This window comes from Pseudomonas sp. GW821-FHT09H03, assembly GCF_059415945.1.
This window is the reverse complement of the sequence record NZ_JBWKOF010000007.1, coordinates 139,433-164,608: the sequence shown is the minus strand read 5'-3', so window position 1 is coordinate 164,608 and position 25,176 is coordinate 139,433. Positions and strand designations below refer to the sequence as shown.

Sequence of the window (25,176 nt, the reverse complement as noted above, 5' to 3'; positions counted from 1 at the left end):
AACATCAACCACGAGCCAGAACCTTGCTCAGCGCTTCCAGGAAGCGGCTGTTCTCTGCCGGCAGGCCAATGGTGACGCGCAGGTGGTTCGGCATGCCGTAGTTGGCCACCGGACGCACAATCACGCCTTCGCGCAGCAAGCCCTGGAACACCGGCGCCGCGACCTGACCGAGATCGACGCAAATGAAGTTGCCTTTGGACGGGATCCAGCTCAACCCCAGCTCACGAAAACCGGCTTCCAGTTGCTGCATGCCGGACTCGTTCAACTGGCGGCTTTGCGCCAGATACTCTTGATCCTTCAGCGCCGCACAAGCCGCAGCCAACGCCAGGCTGTTGACGTTGAACGGCTGACGCACGCGGTTCAGCACATCCGCCACGACCGCGGTGGAAAGACCATAGCCGACACGCAGCGCCGCCAGGCCATAGGCCTTGGAAAAGGTGCGCGAAACCAGCAGGTTCGGATAGGCCGCGAGGAAGTCCAGGCCGTCCGGCAGATCGCTGCCTTCGGCGTACTCGATGTAGGCCTCGTCCAGCACTACCAACACGTGCTCCGGCACGTCCTGCAGAAATTCGTCCAGTGCTTCGGTATCGAACCAGGTCCCGGTCGGGTTATTAGGGTTGGCGATGAACACTACGCGGGTGTTGGCATCGATGGCGGCGAGCATCGCCGGCAGGTCATGCCCCCATTCCTTGGCCGGAACGACCTTGGCTTGAGCGCCGACCGCCTGAGTGGCGATCGGATACACCGCAAACGCATGCTCGCTGAAGACCGCATTCAGACCCGGCGCCAGGTACGCGCGCGCGACCAGTTCCAGAATGTCGTTGGAGCCGTTGCCCAGGGTCACCTGGTTCAGCTCGACACTGCACTGCTCGGCCAACAGGGACTTGAGCGCGAAACCGTTGCCGTCCGGATAGCGGGTCAGCTCGGCCAACGCGTCACGGATCGCCGCCAGCGCCTTGGGGCTGGCACCCAGCGGGTTTTCGTTGCTCGCCAGCTTGACGATGCTGGCTGGATCGAGATCCAGCTCACGGGCCAGTTCGTCCACGGGCTTGCCCGGAACGTAAGGCGAAAGTTGTTGCACGCCCGGCTGTGCCAGAGCGAGGAAGTTGCCACTCATTTGCTACCGCCCCTTAGAGAACTGCTTTCGGGTAGGAACCCAGCACCTTGAGTGCCACTGCTTCCTGACTGATTTTTTCCAGCACACCCTTGATCAACGGATCGCGGTGGTGACCGACGAAGTCGATGAAGAACACGTAGGTCCATTTACCACTGCGCGAAGGACGGGTTTCGATCCGCGTCAGGTCGATGCCATTGTCGTGGAACGGCACCAGCAACTCGTGAAGCGCGCCCGGCTTGTTGCTCATCGAGACGATGATCGACGTCTTGTCGTCGCCGGTCGGCGGTACTTCCTGATTGCCGATCATCAGGAAACGCGTGGAGTTATCCGGACGATCCTCGATTTTTTCGGCCAATCGCGTCAGCCCATACAGGCTGGCCGCCATATCGCCAGCGATCGCTGCCGAGTTCCACTCGCCCTTGACCCGCTTGGCCGCTTCAGCGTTGCTTGATACCGCCACGCGCTCGACATTCGGGTAATGCGCGTCCAGCCACTTGCGGCACTGGGCCAGGGACTGGGCATGGGAGTAGATACGACTGATGCTGTCGGTCTTGGTGTTTTCACCCACCAGCAGATGATGGTGAATGCGCAACTCGACTTCTCCGCAGATCACCATATCGTGCTCAAGGAAACTGTCGAGGGTGTGGTTGACCGCGCCCTCGGTGGAGTTTTCCACCGGGACCACGCCAAAGTTCACCGCCCCGGCCGCCACTTCACGGAACACTTCGTCGATCGCCGCCATCGGCTTGCTGATCACCGCGTGGCCAAAGTGCTTCATGGCCGCCGCCTGGGTGAAGGTGCCTTCAGGGCCGAGATAAGCCACTTTCAGCGGCTGCTCCAGCGCCAGGCAAGAAGACATGATTTCACGGAACAGCCGCGCCATCTCTTCGTTGCCCAGGGGCCCCTGGTTACGCTCCATGACTCGCTTGAGCACCTGAGCTTCACGCTCAGGTCGATAGAACACCGGCACTTCGCCTTCGGCCAGCGAGGCCATCTTTACCCGCGCGACTTCCTGGGCGCAACGCGCACGCTCACTGATCAGCTCCAGGACTTTGGTGTCCAGGGCATCAATGCGAACGCGCAGTGCCTTGAGTTCTTGCTCAGACATTAGCCATGTTCCTTCTCGAACTCTGCCATGTAGCCCACCAGCGCATTGACCGCGTTGAGGTCGACGGCGTTATAGATGGAAGCGCGCATGCCACCCACGGAACGGTGACCCTTGAGGTTCAGCAAGCCACGCTCGTCGGCGCCAGCCAGGAACGGCTTGTCGAGACGGTCATCAGCCAGACGAAACGGTACGTTCATCCACGAGCGGTCCGACTTGTTGATCGGATTGCTGTACAGGCCGCTGGCGTCGATGAAGCCGTACAGCGTGCGCTGTTTCACTTCATTGAGCTTGCCGATGGCCTCGACGCCGCCCTGCTCCTTGAGCCATTCGAACACCAGGCCGGACAAGTACCAGGCGAGAGTCGGCGGGGTGTTGTACATCGAGCCGTTGTCGGCCGCGACCTTGTAGTCGAGCATGGTCGGGCACAGGGAGCGAGCATTACCCAGCAGGTCTTCGCGGACGATGTTAACCACAATGCCGCTCGGACCGATGTTCTTCTGCGCGCCGGCGTAGATCATGCCAAAGCGCGAAACATCCACCGGACGCGAGAGGATGTCAGAAGACATGTCGGCCACCAGCGGCACATCACCTGTTTCCGGGATCCACTGGAATTCCAGGCCGCCGATGGTTTCGTTCGGCGCGTAGTGCACGTAGGCCGCGTCTTTGGACAACTGCCACTCGTTCTGACCAGGAATGGCGAAATAATCATACGGCTTGGCGGTGGCGGCAACGTTGACGTGACCATAGCGCGAAGCTTCTTCAATGGCTTTCTGCGACCAGATACCGGTGTCGATATAGTCGGCAGTACCGCTTTCCGGCAACAGGTTCAGCGGGATCTGAGCGAATTGCTGGCTAGCGCCGCCTTGCAGGAACAGCACTTTATAGTTCGACGGGATATTCAGCAGATCACGCAGGTCCTGCTCGGCCTTGGTGGCGATGGACACGAACTCATCACTTCGATGGCTCATTTCCATGACCGACAGGCCCTTGCCGTGCCAGTCGAGAAGTTCACCCTGGGCGCGCTGCAGGACAGCTTCAGGAAGCGCCGCAGGACCGGCACAGAAGTTATAGGCTCTCTTGCTCACATCCAATCTCGCTCTGATTTGGTGGTATCACGCATTACATCATCAGCCGACACGAATCGAATGCGGGAGCGGACTTGCCTGTGGCGAGGGGGCTTGCCCCCGTTGGGGTGCGAAGCGCCCCTGGAAACCAGTCACCGCAGCCTCGCATGAGACGACAGTGATCGGCTTACGATTGCTGCGCAATCGAACGGGGGCAAACCCCCTCGCCACAAAAGCCCGGCACCCACAAGGGATCATAGGCGTCGACATTTCATACCGGACAAACAACAAGGGGGCGAATTTTCATCCGCCCCCTGCTTTCCTGCTTATTCCTGCGGTTCTTCGTCAGCAGCGGCGTCGAGTTGCTGGTCCTGGGCAACATCGTCGATCACGACCTCACCGTCGAACACTGCACCCTCTTCACCCTCAAGCTCTTCACCCTCGACTTCCGACGGCTCCTGAACCCGCTCCAGACCGACCAGCGTCTCGTCGTTGGCCAGTTTGATCAGGGTCACGCCCTGGGTATTACGACCCAGACTCGACACTTCGTCGACACGGGTACGCACCAGGGTGCCCTGGTCGGAAATCAGCATGATCTCCTCGCCATCGAGCACCTGGACAGCGCCGACCAGACGGCCGTTACGCTCGTTGCTGACCATGGCGATAACGCCCTGGCCGCCACGCTTGTACTCAGGGAACTCGGTGATCGCCGTACGCTTGCCGTAACCACGGGCCGAAGCCGTGAGGATCTGGCTGCCTTCTTCCGGAATCAGCATCGAAATCAGCTTCTGCCCTTCCGGCAGACGCATGCCGCGAACACCGCGGGCGGTACGGCCCATGGCACGGACGTCGGATTCCTTGAAGCGCGTTACCTTGCCGCCGTCGGAGAACAGCATGACTTCACGCTCGCCATCGGTGATGGCAGCAGAAATCAGCACGTCGCCTTCGTCCAGCTCCAGCGCGATCAGACCGACGCTGCGTTGACGACTGAAGGATTCCAGCGGGGTCTTCTTGACGGTGCCGTTGGCGGTGGCCATGAAGATGAAATGACCTTCGGTGTATTCCTCAACCGGCAGCATGGTGGTGATGTATTCACCGTCATCCAGCGGCAGCAGGTTGACCAGCGGACGACCACGGGCAGCGCGGGACGCTTCAGGGATTTCATAGGTTTTGAGCCAGTACACCTTGCCCTTGCTGGAGAACAGCAGCAGCGTGGTGTGGCTGTTGGCTACCAGCAGGTGAGCGATGTAGTCCTCGTCCTTGACGCCGGTCGCCGACTTGCCTTTACCGCCACGACGCTGGGCCTGGTAAGCAGCCAATGGCTGGGTCTTGGCGTAGCCACCGTGGGAAATGGTCACGACGCGCTCTTCTTCCGGGATCATGTCACCCAGGGTCAGGTCGAGACGGGCATCAAGGATTTCGGTGCGGCGCACGTCGCCGTATTCGGCGCGGATCACTTCCAGCTCTTCGCGGATCACTTCCATCAGGCGCGTGGCACTGTTGAGGATGCGAATCAGCTCGCCGATCTGGTTGAGGATCTCTTGATACTCGGCCAGCAGCTTTTCGTGTTCCAGGCCGGTCAGGCGGTGCAGACGCAATTCCAGAATGGCTTGCGCCTGCTCCGGCGACAGGAAGTACTTGCCTTCGCGCAGGCCGTACTGCGGATCGAGGTTTTCCGGACGGCACGAATCGGCACCGGCACGCTCCACCATCGCTACCACGGCCGAGGATTCCCAAGGGGTGCTGACCAGCGCTTCCTTGGCTTCCGACGGGGTTGGCGATGCCTTGATCAGGGCGATGACCGGGTCGATGTTCGACAGGGCTACTGCTTGACCTTCAAGAATGTGACCACGCTCGCGCGCCTTGCGCAGTTCGAACACGGTTCGACGGGTAACCACTTCGCGACGGTGACGCACGAAGGCTTCCAGCAGGTCCTTGAGGTTCAGGATGCGTGGACGGCCATCGATCAGCGCAACGATGTTGATACCGAATACCGCTTGCAGCTGGGTCTGGGCGTAGAGGTTGTTGAGGATGACCTCAGGCACTTCGCCGCGACGCAGCTCGATCACGACGCGCATACCGTCCTTGTCGGACTCGTCACGCAATTCGGTGATGCCTTCGAGTTTCTTCTCTTTCACCAGCTCGGCGATCTTTTCGATCAGACGCGCCTTGTTGAGCTGGTAAGGGAGCTCGGTGATGACGATCTGCTGGCGACCACCGACCTTGTCGATGTCTTCGATCATCGAGCGGGCGCGCATGTAAATGCGTCCGCGACCGGTGCGGTAGGCTTCGATGATGCCGGCGCGACCGTTGATGATCGCAGCGGTCGGGAAGTCCGGACCGGGAATGTATTGCATCAGCTCGTCGACAGTCAGCTCAGGGTTGTCGATGAGTGCCAGGCAACCATCGATGACTTCACCGAGGTTATGTGGCGGGATGTTGGTCGCCATGCCCACGGCGATACCGCTGGAGCCGTTGACCAGCAGGTTGGGAATACGGGTCGGCATGACCGCCGGGATCATTTCGGTGCCGTCGTAGTTCGGCACCCAGTCCACGGTTTCTTTATGCAGGTCGGCCAGAAGTTCGTGCGCCAGCTTGGTCATGCGCACTTCGGTGTATCGCATGGCTGCGGCGTTGTCGCCGTCCACGGAACCGAAGTTGCCCTGACCGTCTACCAGCAGGTAGCGCAGGGAAAATGGCTGCGCCATCCGAACGATGGTGTCGTACACCGCGGTATCACCGTGCGGGTGATACTTACCGATCACGTCGCCGACAACACGGGCAGATTTCTTGTACGGCTTGTTGAAGTCGTTGCCCAGCTCGCTCATCGCGAACAGCACGCGCCGGTGCACGGGCTTCAAGCCATCGCGCGCATCCGGCAGTGCCCGCCCGACGATTACGCTCATCGCGTAGTCGAGATAGGACTGCTTCAGCTCGTCTTCGATATTGACCGGGAGGATTTCTTTGGCCAGTTCGCCCATGAGAAGCCTGATTCCTTTTTCTGGTGAAACTTCGTCACATCCATATGGGACGAACGAAGCTCGCCGATGCAGGCTGAGTGCCATGCACCGACTTACGACAAATCAACGAGTTATGCCAAGGATCTGCGCAGTAAAGGTTGCCCCATAGGACAACCCTGGAAACCGCCGGATGTTATCACAAGAGCCGCCACGCACCTATCCCCCAGATGCGCATGGAGCATAGTAAGTTGACCGGTGACAGGCTTGACGGGGATCAGAGGGGCTTAGAGCTGCTGCGAATGCCGAATTCGGAGCAGAATTACGGATGTTTATTGACTTTCAGCCCCTGATAGCCAGCAGCCTGGCTCCCACATTTGATCCGCGGTGACCACAAACCCTGTGGGAGCCAGCCTGCTGGCGATGGCGTCCTTTCGAACGCCACGGCCAATCAATGCAGACGCTTGCGGCACATCAACTGCGCCATCTTCGCCGTATCCGGACGCTCGACTATGCCTTTCTCCGTGACGATGGCATCGATCAAGTCCGCCGGAGTCACGTCAAATACCGGATTGAACGCATCGACATCAGCACCCACACGCTTGCCGCCGACTTCCAGCAGCTCGCGCCCGTCTCGCTCTTCGATCGGAATGTCGTCACCGCTGGCCAGGTTCATGTCGATGGTCGAACTTGGTGCCACCACCATGAAACGCACACCATGGTGCATGGCATTGACGGCCAGCTGATAGGTGCCGATCTTGTTGGCCACATCACCATTGGCGGTTATCCGGTCAGCGCCGACGATAACCCAGGTGATGCCCTTGGTCTTCATGATGTGCGCTGCGGCGGAGTCGGCATTGAGGGTCACGGGAATGCCTTCGTTGGCCAATTCCCATGCCGTCAATCGCGAACCTTGCAGCCAGGGACGGGTTTCGTCGGCATAAACGCGCTCGACCATGCCCTCGATGAACGCACCGCGAATCACCCCGAGTGCCGTGCCGAAACCACCGGTGGCCAGCGCACCGGTATTGCAATGGGTCAGGAATGCCTGGGCATTGCCCTGATGCTTGCGGATCAAGTCCACGCCCAACTGCGCCATGGTCAGGTTGGCTTCGCGATCACTTTCGTGAATGGCAATGGCCTCCGCCTCCAGCGCCGCCAGCGGATCTGCATCCTCCTTCAGGCGATCCAGGCGGTCGCGCATGCGGCTCAAGGCCCAGAACAGGTTCACAGCCGTTGGACGGGAGTCGGCCAGCAATGCGTAATCCTCTTCCCACGCAGCCTGCCAGTCACCGCCCTCGGCAATCCGCGCGCGAGCCGACAGCACCATGGCATACGCGGCACTGATGCCAATGGCCGGCGCACCGCGCACCACCATCGAGCGAATGGCCTCGGCCACACCGGCTGCGTCGGTGTAGGCAATCCAGGTTTCCTCGAAAGGTAAAATACGCTGATCCAGCAGATAAAGAGCGCCGTCACGCCAATCGATGGCCTTCACTTTCTCTGCAGCCAACAGTCGATCGCGCATCCCTCACCCCGTACTCAGTAACAAAAGCCGCCGATTATAGCGATCCCCCCGCGAAGACGCTCGGGTATACTTCGCCATCCTTTACAAAAGCACTGGAACCAACCCTCGATGCCGAACACTGCCGCTGCGCTCGACTTGTTATTGCTGCCGACCTGGCTGGTACCCGTCGAACCCGCTGGTGTCGTCCTCAAGGAACATGGCGTAGGCATCCGTGATGGGCGCGTTGTGTTTATCGGACCACGTTCCGCTGCACTGAAGCTCAATGCAACCGAAATCCGCGAACTTCCCGATATGTTGCTCAGCCCCGGCCTGATCAATGCCCACGGGCATGCAGCGATGACGCTGTTCCGTGGCCTGGCCGATGACCTGCCGCTGATGACCTGGCTGGAGAACCACATCTGGCCGGCGGAAGCCAAATGGGTCGACGAGGCATTTGTGCGTGATGGCACGGACCTGGCCATCGCCGAACAGATAAAAGGTGGCATCACCTGCTTCTCTGACATGTACTTTTTCCCGAAAGTTGCCAGCGAACGCGTGCATAACAGCGGCATCCGCGCGCAAATCGCCATTCCGATCCTCGATTTCCCGATACCGGGAGCCAGCACGCCGGACGATGCCATTCGTCAGGGCGTCGAGCTGTTCGGCGATCTCAAGCACCACGAACGCATCAAAGTGACTTTCGGGCCTCACGCACCGTACACCGTAGGGGATGAAAACCTGGAAAAAATCCGGGTAATTGCCGAGGAACTGGATGCGTCGATCCACATGCACGTGCATGAAACCGCCTTTGAGGTGCAACAGTCAGTCGAACAGCGCGGCGAGCGCCCATTGGCCCGACTTGCCCGCCTCGGTTTGCTGGGGCCGCGCTTTCAGGCGGTTCACATGACCCAGATCAGCGCGGAAGACCTGACGCTTCTGGTCGAAAGCAACACCAATGTGATTCATTGCCCGGAGTCGAACCTGAAGCTGGCCAGTGGTTTCTGCCCGGTCGAACGTTTGTGGCAAGCCGGGGTAAACGTGGCTGTCGGCACCGACGGCGCGGCCAGCAACAACGATCTGGACCTGCTCGGCGAAACCCGCACCGCCGCCTTGCTGGCCAAAGCTGTCGCCGGCTCCGCCACTGCGCTGGATGCCCACCGCGCCTTGCGCATGGCCACCCTCAACGGCGCCCGCGCACTGGGCATGGAAGCCGAGGTCGGCTCGCTGGAGATCGGTAAAGCTGCCGACATGGTGGCATTCGACCTTTCCGGCCTGGCCCAGCAACCAGTCTATGACCCGGTTTCGCAGCTTATATATGCCTCTGGCCGGGACTGCGTGAAACACCTTTGGGTCGCTGGCAAGCAATTGCTCGACGACCGTCGCCTGACGCGGCTTGATGAAGAACAGCTCTGCGCCACCGCCAAGAGCTGGGGCCAGCGCATCAGCGGTCGTACCGAATCGTAAGCACTCGACCTCAACATCGGGGCAACAGGATTTTTCAAGTTTTTCGAGGATTTAAACCATGAGCAACGTCGACTACGCCGAAATCGCCAAATTCGAGGCCCTGGCTCATCGCTGGTGGGACCGTGAAAGCGAATTCAAACCACTGCACGACATCAACCCGCTGCGGGTGAACTGGATTGACGAGCGGGTCAACCTGGCCGGCAAGAAAGTTCTCGACGTCGGTTGCGGTGGCGGCATTCTCAGCGAAGCCATGGCCCAGCGCGGCGCAACGGTAACCGGCATCGACATGGGCGAAGCACCCCTGGCGGTCGCGCAACTGCATCAGCTGGAGTCGGGCGTCAACGTCGAGTACAGGCAGATCACCGCCGAAGCCCTGGCCGAAGAAATGCCCGAGCAGTTCGACGTGGTCACCTGCCTGGAAATGCTCGAGCACGTACCGGACCCGTCCTCGGTCATTCGTGCCTGCTTCCGCATGGTCAAGCCCGGCGGCCAGGTGTTCTTCTCCACCATCAACCGCAACCCGAAAGCGTATCTGTTCGCCATTGTCGGCGCCGAATACATCATGAAGCTGCTGCCACGCGGCACCCACGACTTCAAGAAATTCATTCGTCCTTCCGAGCTCGGCGCCTGGAGTCGCATGGCCGGCCTGACCGTCAAGGACATCATCGGCCTGACTTACAACCCGCTGACCAAGCACTACAAACTGGCATCCGACGTGGACGTCAATTACATGATCCAGACCCTGCGCGAGGAGTAAGCCGATGCGAATCAGAGCAGTTCTTTTCGACATGGACGGCACCCTGCTCGACACCGCGCCGGACTTCATTGCGATCTGTCAGGCGATGCGTGCCGACCGCGGCTTGCCGCCGATGAACGACAAGCACATCCGCGACGAGATTTCGGGCGGCGCCAGGGCGATGGTCGCGGCGACCTTCTCCATGGACCCGGAATCGCCGGGGTTCGAGGAACTGCGCCTGGAGTTTCTGGAGCGCTACCTCGTCGGTTGTGCCGTCCACAGCAAGTTGTTCGACGGCATGGGTGAATTGCTCGCCGACATCGAGAAGGCCAATCTGATCTGGGGCGTGGTCACCAACAAGCCGCTGCGTTTCGCCGAACCAATCATGCAGCAGTTGGGGCTGGCCGAGCGTTCGGCGCTGCTGATCTGCCCGGATCATGTGAAGAACAGCAAACCGGATCCGGAGCCGCTGATCCTGGCCTGCAAGATGCTCGACCTGGACCCGGCCAGCGTGCTGTTCGTCGGCGATGACCTGCGCGATATCGAGTCGGGGCGTGATGCGGGTACCAGGACCGCCGCCGTGACCTTCGGCTATATACACCCGGACGATAACCCGCGGCATTGGGGAGCGGATGTGGTGGTGGATCATCCGCTGGAGTTGCGCAAGGTGCTTGATAGCGCGCTTTGTGGTTGCTGAGCGGACTGACTGCAGAGTGCTTTGTGGCGAGGGGGCTTGCCCCCCGCTGGACTACGCATTAGTCCCAGTTTTTTGGGGCCGCTTCGCAGCCCAACGGGGGCAAGCCCCCTCGCCACAGCAAGCCCCCTCGCCGCAAGCCCCCTTGCCACAGGAACTTCCTCGCCATGAGCGCGTTGCCTGCCTACTGAATTGTTGTGAGGTTTTTTATGTTTGATTACTCCGCTCACCCCGAATTGCTCAAGGACCGGGTCATCCTGGTCACGGGCGCTGGTCGCGGCATTGGCGCGGCCGCTGCGAAAACCTATGCAGCCCACGGCGCTACAGTGCTGTTGCTGGGCAAGACCGAAGCCAACCTGACCCAGATCTACGACGAAATCGAAGCCGCCGGCCATCCACAACCGGCGGTCATTCCGTTTAACCTCGAAACCGCCCTGCCCCATCAATACGATGAGCTGGCAGCGATGATCGAAAGTGAATTCGGACATCTCGACGGCTTGCTGCACAACGCATCGATCATCGGCCCGCGCACGCCGATCGAACAGCTCTCCGGCGAAAACTTCATGCGAGTCATGCAAGTCAACGTCAACGCCATGTTCATGCTCACCAGCACCCTGCTGCCGTTGTTGAAGCTGTCTCAGGATGCTTCGGTGGTGTTCACTTCCAGCAGCGTCGGTCGCAAGGGGCGTGCGTACTGGGGCGCTTATGGCGTCTCCAAATTCGCCACTGAAGGTCTGATGCAGACCCTGGCTGACGAAGTCGATACCGTGGCGCCAGTGCGTTCCAACAGCATCAACCCGGGAGCCACCCGCACCAGCATGCGTGCCCAGGCTTACCCAGGGGAAAACCCGCTGAACAACCCGACGCCCGAAGAGATCATGCCCGTGTACCTGTACCTGATGGGACCAGACAGCACAGGCATCAACGGCCAGGCTTTCAACGCACAGTAGATATGCGTATTGCGTTGAGTGTTGCGCCGGCCTGCCCTCGCAACACTCAACGCAAGTTCAATCAAGTACTCCCCCTGCCAGCCCAATCGTCAAAGTTAATGACTCTTTAATAGATTGATTAATAAAGACTTTTATTAAACTGAACTGAATGACACGCCTTTCGCTCTAAAATTGCTCAACATGCAACGTGAAAGCAGGTGGGCGTCGTTTACGTCGATAGTTACTCATGTTCGACAAAGCAGATTAAACTTGTACGAAATGTCCTACGGGACTGATGGACCAGTACGACGCGCAGCCCATAGCCGCTCTCACCCAGCTTGTAAGACTGTCTTACCGCTTAGGGGCGCACGCCTTATGAAAACACCTTCCCAGACCAATGCAATTGACTTCGATAGCGCCAAATTGCAACGCCTGGGCTTTGGTCAGCAATCTCCCCTTCTGGAAAGGCCCCTCAGCCTTGCGCAGTTGCGTCAACAATTGAGCATGCAACTGCAAACCAGTCTCGAGCCGCAACGCATTCTCGGAATTTTCTATCGGGAAATTCAGCGAATGGTGCCCCTCGACGCTCTGAGCTATCAGCACAATAGCTGCGACCTGCGCCTGGAGTTCGGCGAGCGCGGCCACCACTCGGTCAGCTACAGCTTGAGTCATGAGGGCGAGCATCTGGGCGAGCTGGTCTTTCGTCGCAATCGGCGTTTCGATGAGCAGGAACAGGGAAACCTTGAGTCGTTGCTGGCGGCGTTGCTGTATCCGATGCGCAATGCCTTGCTCTACCGTACCGCCACCCAAAGTGCCTTGCGCGATCCACTGACGGACATTGGCAACCGCATCGCCATGGATCAGACGCTGCTACGGGAAACCGAGCTTTCACGGCGCCACCTGCAACCGCTGTCACTGTTGATGCTCGATATCGATCACTTCAAGAGAATCAACGACAGCTATGGCCACGGCGTTGGCGATGACATGCTCAAGGCGGTTGCTGCCTCGATCAAGCACCAGTTGCGTAACGTGGACATGGTGTTCCGCTACGGCGGCGAGGAGTTTCTGATTCTTCTGTCCAACACCACCCGGGAGTCAGCGGCCATGGTCGGCGAACGCCTGCGGTTTGCCATTGAGGCCGAGCATTATCTGGCCGAAGGCAACTCGATCGAACTGACCGTCAGCCTCGGCTGCTCGACCCTGCAGCCCGGTGAGTCTGCCGACAGCCTGCTGCGAAGAGCCGATAGCGCGCTGTATGTGGCAAAGCGCGAGGGGCGCAACCGGTTGGCGATGGCTGGGTGATCGATTAGTACCAGCAAATAATCAATGTGTGGCGAGGGGGCTTGCCCCCGTTGGACTACGCAGTAGCCCCCAGGAACAGTGTTTTGGGGCCGCTTCGCGGCCCGACGGGGGCAAGCCCCCTCGCCACACATGCCCCCTCTCCACAGTTTCTCCTACATCAACCAGCCATTGAATCAGCCTTCGGCCAGTGCCATGCGCTCACGAGCGAGCGGCGTTCGCTCCGAGTGCTCCAACTGCATGCAACGCTCAAGAAACAGGTACATGTAGTCGTAGCTCTTGCACACGGCCTGACGCAATTGCGCTTGCAGGGATTTGCTCGGGTTCATGCCAGCTAACGTACAGATGATTTCCAGCGCCTCCCAGGGATGGGCATCATCGTACTGGGCATGCATTTTCAGCCATTTCATCGCCCGCTTGCGATCTTCCTCAGGGAAGGAAGCCGCATAGACGCCGTTGGAACAGACCACCGCCGACCACTCACCGGTGGCTCCTTCGATGGCATAGTTGGTGGCGGCAATGGCAACGATCAGCGAATCGGCCGAACTGGTATGCCAGCACCAATGGCTCAGGGCGTGAAGCTCCGGGGCCACCTGTTGCGCCTGCAGTTCTTCCAGACTGACACCGTGGGCACGACTCCAGTGCACCCAGTAATCGGCGTGATTCAATTCGACGCGAATGTTGCGCATCAGCCAGCGCCGCGCCATGTCCTCACCGGGATGACGGGCAAAGCGGGTCTTGGTCAGGTTTTGTGCCATGTACAACGCGAACTGTTCTACCACCGGCCAGCCACCGATCAGGTACTGGCGCATGGTCCTCGCACTGAGCTTGTTGTCTCGCATGCGCTGATACAGTTCGTGTTCGACTACCCGGCGTTTGCTCTCGCTGCAATCCTGTATCAGGCGCTGGGCCCAGGCGGGATAACTTGCAGCTTCCATGAGGGGTCCGGTTCTGTTGAATGTGTCGATCACTGTCGAGCTCCTTTTGATTGTGATTGTTCAGATCGACAAGAGACTTCAACGGAACGTGCCAGGGGCCTTGAACAACAAAGGCTGGGGCCTGGCAGGACGACTTAGCAAGCTATCGCAGGTAAACCGATGCGGGCGTTCAATGACATACCCTTGAGCATAATCCACCCCGATTTCCAGCAATGCCTGCTCGATTTGAGGCGTTTCGACAAACTCTGCAATCGTACGCTTACCCATGACATGACCGATGTGATTGATCACTTCGACCATGGCGCGGTTAATCGGGTCGTCCAGCATATCCTTTACGAAACTCCCGTCGATCTTCAGGAAGTCTACAGGCAAATGTTTCAGGTACGCGAACGAGGACATTCCGGCACAAAAGTCGTCGAGCGAAAAATGGCAGCCTAAGCTTTTGAGTTCATTAATAAATCTGATAGCGCTGCCAAGATTTGAGATTGCACTGGTTTCAGTAATTTCAAAACAAATCATTTCAGGGGGAATCGAGTACGTAACAAACCGTTCACGGAGGAAGTCCAGAAAGGCCTCATCACCAATGGTCGTGCCTGACAGATTGATCGCACACATGGCCAGCGCCGCCGCGCTCTGCTCGGCCTGACACTGGGCAATGATCTTGAACACGTTCTCTACCACCCAACGGTCAAGGGAACTCATCAGACCATAGCGCTCGGCCGCTGGAATGAAACTGTCGGGCAGGATCATGCGCCCGGCTTCATCATGCAGGCGCAGCAGGATTTCGATATGTCCACTGCCGTGTTCGGTATGGCCCAAGGGTGCGATTTCCTGGGCGTACAGGCAGAACCGGTCCTCTTCCAGCGCAATGTGCAAGCGCTGTACCCAGGCCATTTCGCCAAAACGCAGGGACAACTCCGAATCTTCCGGGTAATAGACCTGAACGCGGTTACGCCCCTTTTCCTTGGCCATATAGCAGGCCATGTCGGCAGCACGCAGTGAAGCTTCGAGCGTTGTCGGGATCTGCGTAACATGCACCAGCCCGACACTGACGGTGGTGACGAATGGACGCCCCTTCCACACGAAATGCAGGTTCTGCACAGTCTGGCGCAGGCTCTCGGCAATCTTTTCCGCGGCCTCTGGCGCACAGTTTTCCAGGAGGATGCCAAACTCGTCGCCGCCCAACCGGGCCAGGGTATCGCCTTCACGCAGACCCGATTGCAACAGCGCGCAGATATGTCGCAGCAACTCATCACCCGCCGCGTGACCGCAGGTATCGTTGACCAGCTTGAATTGATCCAGATCCAGGAACATCAGCGAATGGCGTCCGGCGTGCCGTGTCAGGTTGTGCAGCGCCTGCTCCAGGCGGTACTCGAATTCGCGACGGTTGGCGAGCCCGGTCAAGGCGTCGTGGGTCGCCTGCCAGGACAGATTGGCGATGTACTGCCGCTCCTGAGTCATGTCGTGCAGCACCAGCACAGTGCCGCTGACTTTACCCGCGTTAAGGATCGGCGCCCCCACCAGGGTAACCGCCACCGTGCTGCCGTCCAGGCGCTGGATCAGCCGGGAATGGTCACTGCCACCGCTCAACTGACCGCTCAAGATATGTTCGATCAGGGTAAAGCCATCCGTCTGGGCATTTTCGTCCAGCAGATTGAACAGCGCCGCCAGCGGCAACCCTGTGGCTTGCTCGGCTTTCCAGTGGGTCAACGCTTCGGCGGCCGGGTTCATGTAGGCGATAGCGCCTGAAACATCCGTGGTGATCACCCCATCGCCAATCGACTGCAAAGTGATTTGTGCGCGGTCTTTCTCCAACTGCAGGGCATCGGCGAAAGCATGGCGTTGCTTGAGCAGTTTACGGGTGCGCAACAAGGCCAATACGATCAGGCCCAGCGCTGTGGCCAGGTTCGTGACCAGCAGCAGACGCAGAATCATCCGCGAGCCTTCGCCCAGGGCGTCACTGAAGGCTTTCTCCGCTGGAGTCACGCCATCGTTAATAACGAAAATCTGCTCCTTCCAGCGCCGGATATCAGCCTCGGATGCCTGATCGGCGCTGATGCCGAGATGCATTTGCTGTGCAACTTCTTCGAGCCGGACCAGATAGGTATCACCGACCATCCACCGCTCGATAGCTTTTTCCAGATAACTGAAATGACGAAAATTGAGGTAAAGCCAGATCACGCTGGAGACGTCGTCCGGGTGGTTGCCACCCTTGAGGATTGCCAGTCGCGCAACCTCGATGTCCGGGGGTTGCTGGTCCAGCGCCAAGCGCAACTCATGACCACTCTGGGGCACCGCGATGGCGTTCTGATATTTGCGGAAAATTGCCTCATCGCGACTGTCAGCGTAGAGGTTGAGGTAATAGATGGCGTCTTTCTGTCCCTTGGACCACAGGCTTTCACCAGCAACGTAGCCACGGACCGCCGACAGCACATAAAGGCTGACCCCACCCAGCAGGGCCTGAAATAGCACAACGGCAATGAATGGCCAGACGATGCCCAACAACCGTGGCGTTCCGAGAGTCCGCGTTTGATTCATGAGGTCCCTTGTCTTAGCACTGCTCAATCGCCATCCGGACGATAATTGCTATCGCTAGACTAGGTGGCGAATCCATTCCCGGCAAGCTTCAGCTCTTGCCCGGACGATTCGCCATGGTGGTGAACTTCGGGTGCGCAACGGCTTGCTGTATTCAAACGGAGATCGATAAACCCTGCCGGCTGCGCTACAACTGCTGCAAATGCCCATACAGCTTTGCGTACAAGCCACCATCGGCAATCAGCTGCTGGTGGTCGCCATCTTCGGCGATTTGACCGCCATCGAACACCAGTACCCGGTCCGCCTGTTTTACCGCAGAAAGTCGATGGGCAATGATCAGCGTGGTGCGATTGCTCAGGAAACGCGCCAGGGCCTGGTGCAGGTTGTACTCGGTGGCGGCGTCCAGCGCGGAGGTGGCCTCGTCGAGGATCACCACTTTAGGCTCGGCCAGCACCATCCGCGCGATGGCCAGGCGTTGCCGCTGACCGCCGGACAAACGGACGCCGGAGCGCCCGACGATGCTGTCCAGGCCATTGGGCAATTGTCGGACTGTAATGTGCAGTTGTGCGATTTCCAGTGCCTGCCAGCAGGCTTCGTCACTGCGCTCGCGGCCCATGGTCAGGTTGGCGCGGATGGTGTCGTTGAACAGAGCCGGATGCTGCAGGACCACGGCGACATTTTCCCGCACGGTTTCCAGGCCGATCTCTTGTTGAGTCGAACCGCCGAAGCGAATGGTTCCGGCCAATGGCGTGTACAAACCCAACAGCAGCTGCACCAGGGTGCTCTTGCCGCCGCCACTCGCGCCGACGATCGCGACCTTTTCACCGGGGGCAATGGACAGGTTCATCTGGTTCAGGACCAGTTCCTCACCGTAGCCGAAGCTCAACCCCTGGACCTCGATCCCGACGGTTTCGCGACCGTGAAACGGGTCGACTCCGCCCGGGTATTCGGGCTCGTCGGCACGGGACAGCAGCTCATTGATCCGTGACAGCGCTCCGCCGGCGGCATAGTAGGCGTATTGCAGGTTCAGCAATTGTTCCACCGGGCCGATCATGAACCACAGGTAGCTGAACACGGCGAGCATCTGGCCGATGGACAGGTCGGAGAACAATACGGTGAGCATGGCGGCAGCACGAAAAATATCGATGCCGAACTGGAACAGCAAGCCGCTGGCCCGGTTCGACGCATCGGTCTTCCACTGCGAATTGACCGCATAATCGCGCACATCCCGGGCGCGCTGCCCCAGGCGACCAAGGAAGAACCCCTGGCGGTTGCCGGCACGTACTTCCTGAATCGCATCGAGGGTTTCGGTCAAGGCCTGCGTGAAGCGCGAGGTGCTGTCGTTCTCGAGCTTCTTAAGGTGTTTGACGCGCTTGCCCAACTGCACCGTGGCGTAGATCACCAGCGGGTTGAACAGCAGAATCAGCAGCGCCAGTTTCCAGTGCATCCACATCAGGATGCCGGAGGTACCGACCAGGGTCAGCATGGCCACGAGGAAACGACTGAGGGTTTCGCCGATGAATTTGTCCAGGGTATCCAGATCGGTGACCAGATGGGTCGTGACCGTGCCGCTGCCCAGGCTTTCGTATTCGCCCAGCGAGATACGCTTGAGCCGTTCGATCAGGCGTATGCGGATACGATAGACGATGTCCTTGGCCAGCCCCGCGAACAATTTCGCCTGCACCACGTTGAACAGCAGGGCGCTGCAACGCAGGATCAAGGTCACCAGCAGCATCAGGCCGATGTAACCCGCCGCTTTCTGCCAGGCGTCGGGCAAGGCGTGGTTCATGACCTTCAACGCCGCGTCACCGTGGCCCAGCAACACCTCGTCTACCAGCAACGGCAGGAGCAACGGAATCGGTACGCTGCACAAGGTTGCCAGCACGGCCACGCCGTTGGCGATCCACAGGGATTTCTTGTGATGCAGGGCCAGGCGGCGGATTTCCGCCCAGCTCAGGCGGTCGACACGTTTTGCAGCAGGGCTATCGTCGGGCAAATCAGGCACAGGCAGCACGCTCCAGCCAGCGGCCGAGCAGCGGGGACAGCTCACTGAGCGGTTGATAGCCATTGGTCAACAATGCCAACTGACCGTTACGCTCAGCCAGCAGGGTCGGGAAACCGGCTATGCCCAAGTCCTGCACCCAGCTGAAATCCGCATTGGTTGCAGCGTGCATATCGGCACGATCGAAGGCTGCAGCAAATTCGATCCGTGGTACGCCGGCCTGCTCGGCCAACTCCACCAGCACACTGGCACGGGTGACGTCGCGACCTTCGGCATAAAACGCCTGCTGAATCAGCCCCAACAGTGTCCACGCGCAATCCGGCGCCAGGCCGCGCGCCGTCACCAGCGCCCGGCAGGCAGGTTCGGTGTCGTAGACAAAGCCGTCAGGCAACGCACCTTCGAGTTTGAACGGTTGGCCGGTGGCTTCGGTGACCGCCTGCCAATGTTCAAGGATATAACGCCGGGTGCCTGGCTCCAGCGCTGCGCCGTTGCCGGTACGCAGCCCGCCCACGATCAGGTGGACGTCAACGCCAGCAGCTTGCGCCTGCTCCACCAGTGCGTTGGCTACCGGGGCAAAGCCCCAGCACCAGGAACACATAGGGTCCATCACATAGAGCAGGCGCGCGGACATGGTTCAGGCCTCGGAGGTTGCTTGCTTGTAGTTGTAGCCGATCGGGTGAGGCTGGTTACGAGCCTTGGCCAGTTCGATCTGCTTTTGCCGGTCGATGGCACTGCGACGGGTCTTTTCACTCAGCTTATCCCAGCAATGCGGGCAACTGATGCCGGCCACGTAATGCTCGGACGCACGGTCTTCCACGCTGACCGGTGTACGGCAGGCATGGCACTGATCGTAGTCACCTTCGCTCAAGTCGTGGCGCACGGTCACGCGGTTATCGAACACGAAGCAGTCGCCCTGCCACTTGGTCTGTTCCTGCGGTACCTCTTCGAGGTACTTCAGAATGCCGCCCTTGAGGTGGTAGACCTCATCGAAGCCCTCGCTGAGCATAAAGCTCGACGCCTTCTCGCAGCGGATACCACCGGTGCAGAACATCGCGACCTTCTTGTGTACGGCCGGGTCGAAGTTGGCTTTGATGTAGTCGGGAAACTCGCGAAAACTGGTGGTTTTCGGGTCGATGGCGCCTTCGAAGGTACCAATCGAGACTTCGTAATCGTTACGGGTATCGATCAACAGAACTTCAGGGTCGCTGATCAGCGCATTCCAGTCCTGCGGATCGACGTAGGTGCCGACCTTTTTGTTCGGGTCCACGCCTTCGACGCCGAGGGTGACGATCTCTTTCTTGAGCTTGACCTTGGTGCGATAGAACGGCTGCTCGTCGCAATACGATTCTTTGTGATCGATGTCGTCCATGCGCGGGTCGTTCTTGAGCCAGGCCATGAGCCCGTCGATACCTTCGCGGCTGCCCGACACCGTGCCGTTGATGCCTTCTTCGGCAATCAGCAGGGTGCCCTTGATGCCGTTGTCGACCATAGCTTGCAGCAGCGGCTCGCGCAGGGCGACGTAATCTTGCAGGGTGACGAACTTATACAGTGCCGCCACGACAATCTGTTGTGTCATGGGTAAATCTCCAGGTGGCTACCCTCGCAAAGGGTGAACCGGATATGAAAAAAAACGCGCCGGGTTAGCGGCGCGCTGCTTAGTCTAACAAAAATACTGAGGCATTTGGACTGTGGCGAGGGGGCTTGCCCCCGTTGGGCCGCGGAGCGGCCCCCCACCATCAGTTCAGACCAATCGAGATATCCGGATTTACGACTGCTGCGCAGCCGAACGGGGGCAAGCCCCCTCACCACAACAGCCCTGCAATCATCAGCCCTCAGCCCTCAGACCTCCAGCCCTTGACATCAATGCTTGCTGCCACCGGCACAGGTCGGCGACGCCGGAGCCGCATCGATCTGTGCCCATTCCTCCGGCGTGTAGGTATGCAGCGCCAACGCATGGAACTCGTCCATCAGCTCGCCAAGCGTGCCGTAGACTTTCTGGTGGCGCTTGACCCGGCTCAGGCCTTCGAACTGCGCGCTGACAACCACAGCCTTGAAGTGGGACGAAAGCCCACGACTGTGCATGTGGCTCTCATCCAGCACTTGCAGATGCTCGGGCTGCAGCAGGCCCAGCGTCGATTCGATGCGTTGTTGCATGGTCATACCGAACTCCGCTTAAGGCTTTTTCTTGGCTGGCGCGGCTGCGTCTTTTGGCGTCAGCTCAGTGGTCATGTCCGCCAGCAGCTTGTTGACCACAGGCACCGCGCTTTCCAGCTTGGCCTGGGTCATCTGGGCCGATTGCTGGGTCAGTTGCGGCATTTTCTCCAGGACTTTCTTGCCCAGTGGCGACTGGTAGAAGGCAACCAGATCCTTGAGTTCGGATTCGCTGAAGTTGCTGGTGTAGAGCTTGACCATGTCCGGTTTCAGCTTGTTCCAGCCAATGGCCTGGTCCAGAGCGGCGTTGGCCTTGGCCTGGTAGGTTTCCAGTACGGCTTTTTTCGATTCAGGGGCTTTGGTCTGTGCGAAACGCTGAGCAAACATCTGCTGAACTTGCATGTACACCGGAGTGCCCAGTTTGTCAGCGTGCGCCATGGTCAGAAAAGCCTCGGCACTGGCGTTGTGGCTGGCGGTATCGGCAAAAACCTGGCCGCTGGCGCAAACCAGTGCAACCGCGGTACAGATGGCACGTAGACGAGTCATCGAGTTTCCTTTTCTAGCAGGCGAGGTAAAACCCCAAGGGCGTCCATTCTGCGCCTAAAAAAGTGTGTCGCTCAACCCCAAGCCTTGTCGCGCCTGAATTAGAGGGGTTGAATGGATCAAATCGACATTGATGGAACCCCGGCCGTCCAGCACGGCCTAAACTGCGCAATCGGACCTACAGGAGTGAGCAAGATGAGCCGTATCGAAACCGACAGCCTTGGCCAGGTGGAAGTCCCCGATGACGCCTATTGGGGCGCTCAGACACAACGCTCGCTGATTAATTTTGCCATCGGCACCGAACGTATGCCGCTGGCGGTACTGCATGCCCTGGCACTGATCAAGAAAGCCGCGGCACGGGTCAATGACCGCAATGGGGATGTGCCGGCCGATATTGCCCGGCTGATCGAACAGGCCGCCGACGAAGTGCTCGCCGGCGAGCACGACGACCAGTTCCCGCTGGTGGTCTGGCAGACCGGCAGCGGCACCCAGAGCAACATGAACGTCAACGAAGTGATCGCCGGTCGCGCCAATGAGCTGGCGGGCAACCCCCGGGGGGGCAAATCGCCGGTGCATCCCAACGATCACGTCAATCGCTCCCAGAGTTCCAACGACTGCTTCCCCACGGCCATGCACATCGCCGCGGCCCAGGCCGTGCAGCAGCATCTTTTGCCGGCCATCAGTGAACTGTCCGGTGGTCTGGCGGAGCTATCCGCCCGTCATATGAAACTGGTCAAGACCGGTCGCACCCACATGATGGATGCAACGCCGATCAGTTTTGGCCAGGAAGTATCGGCATTCATCGCGCAACTGGATTACGCCGAACGGGCGATCCGCAGCGCATTACCCGCTGTGTGTGAACTGGCCCAGGGTGGCACTGCGGTCGGCACCGGGCTGAATTCGCCCCACGGTTTCGGCGAAGCCATCGCCGCCGAACTGGCAGCCCTTTCCGGTTTGCCGTTCGTTACCGCGCCGAACAAGTTTGCCGCCCTGGCCGGGCATGAGCCGCTGACCACGTTGTCCGGCGCGCTGAAAACCCTCGCCGTGACCCTGATGAAAATCGCCAACGACCTGCGCCTGCTGGGTTCCGGACCGCGCGCAGGTTTCGCCGAGGTTCGACTGCCGGCCAACGAGCCGGGCAGCTCGATCATGCCGGGCAAGGTCAACCCGACCCAGTGTGAAGCGCTGTCGATGCTGGCCTGTCAGGTGATGGGCAACGACGTTGCCATCGGCTTTGCCGCCAGTCAGGGCCACCTGCAACTGAACGTGTTCAAACCAGTGATCATCCATAACCTGCTGCAGTCGATCCGTCTGTTGGGCGATGGCTGCAGCAACTTTCAGCAGCATTGCATCGCCGGCCTGGAACCGGATGCAGAGAAAATGGCTGAGCACCTGGAGCGTGGCTTGATGCTGGTGACTGCCCTCAACCCGCACATTGGCTATGACAAATCAGCGGAAATTGCCAAGAAGGCCTACAGCGAAGGGTTGACCTTGCGTGAAGCGGCACTGCAGCTGGGGTATCTGACCGATGAACAGTTCGATGCCTGGGTAAGGCCGGAGAATATGCTCGAGGCTGGGGCCAAGGGCTGAGTCTTGTAGCGCCTGTTAGTCCGTCTTCGCGAGCAAGCCCGCTCCCACAAGGTTGTGTCGTTCACAAAAATTGTGATCAACACAACCTTGTGTGGGCTTGCCAGCGATGAACGATAACGCGGTCTACCGCCCCACCGCCATGCGCACACGCCGCGCCTTGACCCCGGCAATCAACGACGGCCCCAACGCCACCAGCGCCGACCCCAGCACCACCAGCACCGCGCCACCATACCCCAGACCATTGATCGCCTCGGCGTGCACATAGTCCGGCCATAACCACGCAGCCATCGCGACGGCCGCGAAGGTCACCAACGGCGTGATCGCCAATGTCGCACTCACCCGTGAAGCTTCCCAGTGGGCCAACGCCTCGGCGAACGCACCATAGGCGATCAGGGTGTTCATGCAGCACGCCAGCAACAGCCAGCCTTGCAGCGGGCTCAGTTGCAGCGCTTCGAGCGGATGCACCCAGGGCGTCAGCAACAGCGCGCAAAACAGGTAGATCACCATCATCACCTGCAATGAATTCCACACCGACAGCAACTGCTTCTGCCCCAGGGCATAAAAGGTCCAGACGGTGGACGCCAGCAGCACCAGCAGGACGCCGGCGGTGTAATCAGTCAGCGAACTCAACAGCTCGCTCAAGCGTTGGTTGAAGAACAGCACGAAGCCAATAAGCAACACCAGCAAGCCAATGCCCTGCCCCAGGCTGAACCTCTCCTTGAACACAAACAGGCTGGCGATCAGCAGCATGATCGGGCCCATCTGCACCACCAGTTGTGCCGTGCCGGGGCTGAGCAGGTTCAGGCCCATCAAATACAACACGTAGTTACCGACCAGACCGAGCACCGCCATCAGCACCAGCCAGCCACCGCGCGGGCCAAGGGCTTTGCGGCTGGGCAGGCGCCTGGTCGCCGCCAGATAGATGAACAGGCAACCACCGGAGACCAGTAGGCGAAACCAGGTCACGGTCACCGGGTCCATCACCAGCAGCACTTGCTTGAGCTTGATCGGCAGGATTCCCCACAGCAGAGCGGTCAACAAGGCCAGGAACAGACCGTACACCCAGCGACCCGAAGAAATGTGCATGCGAACCCCAAAAGCCCAAGTGGCAAGAGTGGTCATTCTAAGGGCAGAGGCGTTTGGCACACAGGGACAGTTGGGTGCTCGCCGCGAATGAAACTGTGCGGGTCGTAACGTGAAAGACCGCGGCGCCTGCCTTCGCGAGCAAGCCCGCTCCCACAGTGAATCTGCCGCGCACACAAAATTTGCGTACGGCCACAAATCCCCTGTGGGAGCTGGCCTGCCAGCGATGGCTATCTAACTGACAACGAGGAACATCCAGGCTTAACGCACCGCCTCAAACAACCCGGTAGCCCCCATCCCGCCACCTACACACATGGTGACGATGCCATAACGCAGATTACGTCGCTGCAACTCGCGAACCAGGTGCCCGACCTGGCGCGAACCGGTCATGCCGAATGGATGGCCGATGGAAATCGAACCGCCATTGACGTTGTACCGGTCATTGTCGATCTCCAGCCGGTTACGGCTGTACAGGCACTGCGAAGCGAATGCTTCGTTGAGTTCCCACAGATCGATGTCGGCAACCTGCAAGCCTTTGGCCTTGAGCAGTTTCGGCACCGAAAACACCGGGCCAATACCCATCTCGTCCGGTTCGCATCCAGCCACGGTAAACCCACGGAAGAACGCTTTGGGCTTGAGCCCCAGTTCCAGGGCTTTTTCCAGGCTCATCACCAGCGTCATGGAAGCGCCGTCCGACAGTTGTGAAGAGTTGCCGGCCGTCACCGACCCATCTTCGGCGAACACCGGTTTCAACCCGGCCAGACTCTCCAGGGTAGTGTCAGGACGGTTGCAGTCATCACGATCGACAATGCCCTCAAGGATCTGCACCTGGCCGCTGGCCTTGTCTTCGACGCGGTACTTCACCGCCATCGGCACGATCTCATCATCGAACAGCCCGGCGGCCTGCGCCCGGGCCGTGCGTTGCTGGCTCTGCAGGGCGTACAAGTCCTGCTCCTGGCGACTGACGTCATAGCGTCGGGCGACGACTTCAGCGGTCTGCCCCATCGGGTAGTAGATGCCCGGCACCTGTTCCTTGAGCAGCGGATTGATCAGGTTGTCGGTGTTGACGCTTTTCATGGTCAGGCTGATGGACTCGACGCCGCCAGCGACGATGATGTCGCTGCAACCCGAGGCGATCTGGTTGGCGGCGATGGCGATCGCCTGCAAGCCCGACGAGCAGAAGCGGTTGAGGGTCATGCCGGCCGTGCCGATGCCCAGGCGCGACAGCACCGCGACATTGCGACCGATGTTAAAGCCCTGGGCACCTTCGTTGGAACCGGCGCCGACGATGCAGTCCTCGACACTGGCCGGGTCGATACCGGAGCGCACCAGCAAGGCGTCGACACAATGCGCCGCCATGTCGTCCGGGCGGGTCATGTTGAATTTGCCGCGAAAGGATTTGGCCAGCCCGGTCCGCACGCTGTCGACGATCACCACTTCACGCATGGCATACCTCATT

At 59.7% G+C, this 25,176-nt stretch carries 20 protein-coding genes; 6 read left to right on the top strand and 14 right to left on the bottom strand.

Going from position 1 to position 25,176, the window contains the following annotated elements:
- Positions 1 to 4: 4 nt before the first annotated feature.
- From hisC to mtnA, 5 genes are all read right to left on the bottom strand, one after another.
- A complete protein-coding gene (gene hisC / locus AC07OG_RS12075) occupies positions 5 to 1,117 on the bottom strand; it encodes a histidinol-phosphate transaminase (protein WP_495067124.1) in 1,113 nt (370 codons plus the stop codon).
- Between the two features lie 13 nt (positions 1,118 to 1,130).
- Positions 1,131 to 2,225 carry a prephenate dehydratase gene (gene pheA, locus AC07OG_RS12070; protein ID WP_060540878.1) on the bottom strand — a complete coding sequence of 365 codons (1,095 nt, stop codon included), beginning with the start codon at positions 2,223 to 2,225 and terminating at the stop codon, positions 1,131 to 1,133.
- Positions 2,225 to 3,310, bottom strand: a complete 1,086-nt coding sequence (gene serC / locus AC07OG_RS12065; protein WP_218425274.1) for a 3-phosphoserine/phosphohydroxythreonine transaminase — start codon at positions 3,308 to 3,310, stop codon at positions 2,225 to 2,227. Before serC ends, pheA begins: the two co-directional genes overlap by 1 nt.
- Positions 3,311 to 3,615: 305 nt before the next feature.
- Positions 3,616 to 6,270 (bottom strand): DNA gyrase subunit A, encoded by a 2,655-nt coding sequence (gene gyrA, locus AC07OG_RS12060; protein WP_218425273.1) that lies wholly within the window; start codon positions 6,268 to 6,270, stop codon positions 3,616 to 3,618.
- Between the two features lie 427 nt (positions 6,271 to 6,697).
- Positions 6,698 to 7,774, bottom strand: coding sequence for an S-methyl-5-thioribose-1-phosphate isomerase (gene mtnA / locus AC07OG_RS12055; RefSeq protein WP_495067123.1), 1,077 nt, complete (start codon positions 7,772 to 7,774; stop codon positions 6,698 to 6,700).
- A 108-nt stretch (positions 7,775 to 7,882) separates the two neighbouring features.
- Here mtnA and AC07OG_RS12050 point away from each other — a divergent pair, with 108 nt between their 5' ends.
- The 5 genes from AC07OG_RS12050 (at position 7,883) to AC07OG_RS12030 (ending at position 12,878) form a co-directional block, all read left to right on the top strand.
- Positions 7,883 to 9,217, top strand: a complete 1,335-nt coding sequence (locus AC07OG_RS12050; RefSeq protein WP_495067122.1) for a TRZ/ATZ family hydrolase — start codon at positions 7,883 to 7,885, stop codon at positions 9,215 to 9,217.
- A gap of 58 nt (positions 9,218 to 9,275) precedes the next feature.
- Positions 9,276 to 9,974: a bifunctional 2-polyprenyl-6-hydroxyphenol methylase/3-demethylubiquinol 3-O-methyltransferase UbiG gene (gene ubiG / locus AC07OG_RS12045; protein ID WP_008065228.1), complete on the top strand. Its 699-nt coding sequence runs from the start codon at positions 9,276 to 9,278 to the stop codon at positions 9,972 to 9,974.
- A 4-nt stretch (positions 9,975 to 9,978) separates the two neighbouring features.
- The gene (mupP, locus tag AC07OG_RS12040; RefSeq protein ID WP_495067121.1) at positions 9,979 to 10,650 is read left to right on the top strand and encodes an N-acetylmuramic acid 6-phosphate phosphatase MupP; all 672 of its coding nucleotides are present in this window, start codon (positions 9,979 to 9,981) and stop codon (positions 10,648 to 10,650) included.
- Positions 10,651 to 10,856: 206 nt separating this feature from the next.
- A complete protein-coding gene (locus AC07OG_RS12035; RefSeq protein WP_060540872.1) occupies positions 10,857 to 11,597 on the top strand; it encodes a YciK family oxidoreductase in 741 nt (246 codons plus the stop codon).
- A gap of 354 nt (positions 11,598 to 11,951) precedes the next feature.
- Positions 11,952 to 12,878: a GGDEF domain-containing protein gene (locus AC07OG_RS12030; RefSeq protein ID WP_060540871.1), complete on the top strand. Its 927-nt coding sequence runs from the start codon at positions 11,952 to 11,954 to the stop codon at positions 12,876 to 12,878.
- 173 nt (positions 12,879 to 13,051) lie between these two features.
- On the opposite strand, the gene AC07OG_RS12025 is transcribed toward AC07OG_RS12030, so the two are convergent.
- The 7 genes from AC07OG_RS12025 to AC07OG_RS11995 form a co-directional block, all read right to left on the bottom strand.
- A complete protein-coding gene (locus AC07OG_RS12025) occupies positions 13,052 to 13,813 on the bottom strand; it encodes an iron-containing redox enzyme family protein (protein WP_256352754.1) in 762 nt (253 codons plus the stop codon).
- A gap of 78 nt (positions 13,814 to 13,891) precedes the next feature.
- The gene (locus AC07OG_RS12020) at positions 13,892 to 16,351 is read right to left on the bottom strand and encodes an EAL domain-containing protein (RefSeq protein ID WP_495067120.1); all 2,460 of its coding nucleotides are present in this window, start codon (positions 16,349 to 16,351) and stop codon (positions 13,892 to 13,894) included.
- Between the two features lie 184 nt (positions 16,352 to 16,535).
- Positions 16,536 to 18,353: an ABC transporter ATP-binding protein gene (locus AC07OG_RS12015; protein ID WP_060540868.1), complete on the bottom strand. Its 1,818-nt coding sequence runs from the start codon at positions 18,351 to 18,353 to the stop codon at positions 16,536 to 16,538.
- The gene (locus AC07OG_RS12010) at positions 18,346 to 18,981 is read right to left on the bottom strand and encodes a DsbA family protein (protein ID WP_495067119.1); all 636 of its coding nucleotides are present in this window, start codon (positions 18,979 to 18,981) and stop codon (positions 18,346 to 18,348) included. Before AC07OG_RS12010 ends, AC07OG_RS12015 begins: the two co-directional genes overlap by 8 nt.
- Before the next feature lie 3 nt (positions 18,982 to 18,984).
- Positions 18,985 to 19,926 (bottom strand): oxygen-dependent tRNA uridine(34) hydroxylase TrhO, encoded by a 942-nt coding sequence (gene trhO / locus AC07OG_RS12005; protein ID WP_218425267.1) that lies wholly within the window; start codon positions 19,924 to 19,926, stop codon positions 18,985 to 18,987.
- A 284-nt stretch (positions 19,927 to 20,210) separates the two neighbouring features.
- The gene (locus AC07OG_RS12000) at positions 20,211 to 20,510 is read right to left on the bottom strand and encodes a BolA family protein (protein WP_060540865.1); all 300 of its coding nucleotides are present in this window, start codon (positions 20,508 to 20,510) and stop codon (positions 20,211 to 20,213) included.
- Positions 20,511 to 20,522: 12 nt separating this feature from the next.
- A complete protein-coding gene (locus tag AC07OG_RS11995; protein ID WP_495067118.1) occupies positions 20,523 to 21,047 on the bottom strand; it encodes a DUF2059 domain-containing protein in 525 nt (174 codons plus the stop codon).
- Positions 21,048 to 21,239: 192 nt separating this feature from the next.
- On the opposite strand from AC07OG_RS11995, the gene AC07OG_RS11990 reads away from it, so the two are divergent.
- Positions 21,240 to 22,634 (top strand): class II fumarate hydratase, encoded by a 1,395-nt coding sequence (locus AC07OG_RS11990; RefSeq protein WP_495067117.1) that lies wholly within the window; start codon positions 21,240 to 21,242, stop codon positions 22,632 to 22,634.
- A gap of 123 nt (positions 22,635 to 22,757) precedes the next feature.
- Here AC07OG_RS11990 and AC07OG_RS11985 read toward each other — a convergent pair whose 3' ends face one another.
- Positions 22,758 to 23,720 (bottom strand): DMT family transporter, encoded by a 963-nt coding sequence (locus tag AC07OG_RS11985; protein WP_495067116.1) that lies wholly within the window; start codon positions 23,718 to 23,720, stop codon positions 22,758 to 22,760.
- A 258-nt stretch (positions 23,721 to 23,978) separates the two neighbouring features.
- Positions 23,979 to 25,163 carry a thiolase family protein gene (locus AC07OG_RS11980; protein ID WP_218425264.1) on the bottom strand — a complete coding sequence of 395 codons (1,185 nt, stop codon included), beginning with the start codon at positions 25,161 to 25,163 and terminating at the stop codon, positions 23,979 to 23,981.
- Positions 25,164 to 25,176 lie beyond the last annotated feature (13 nt).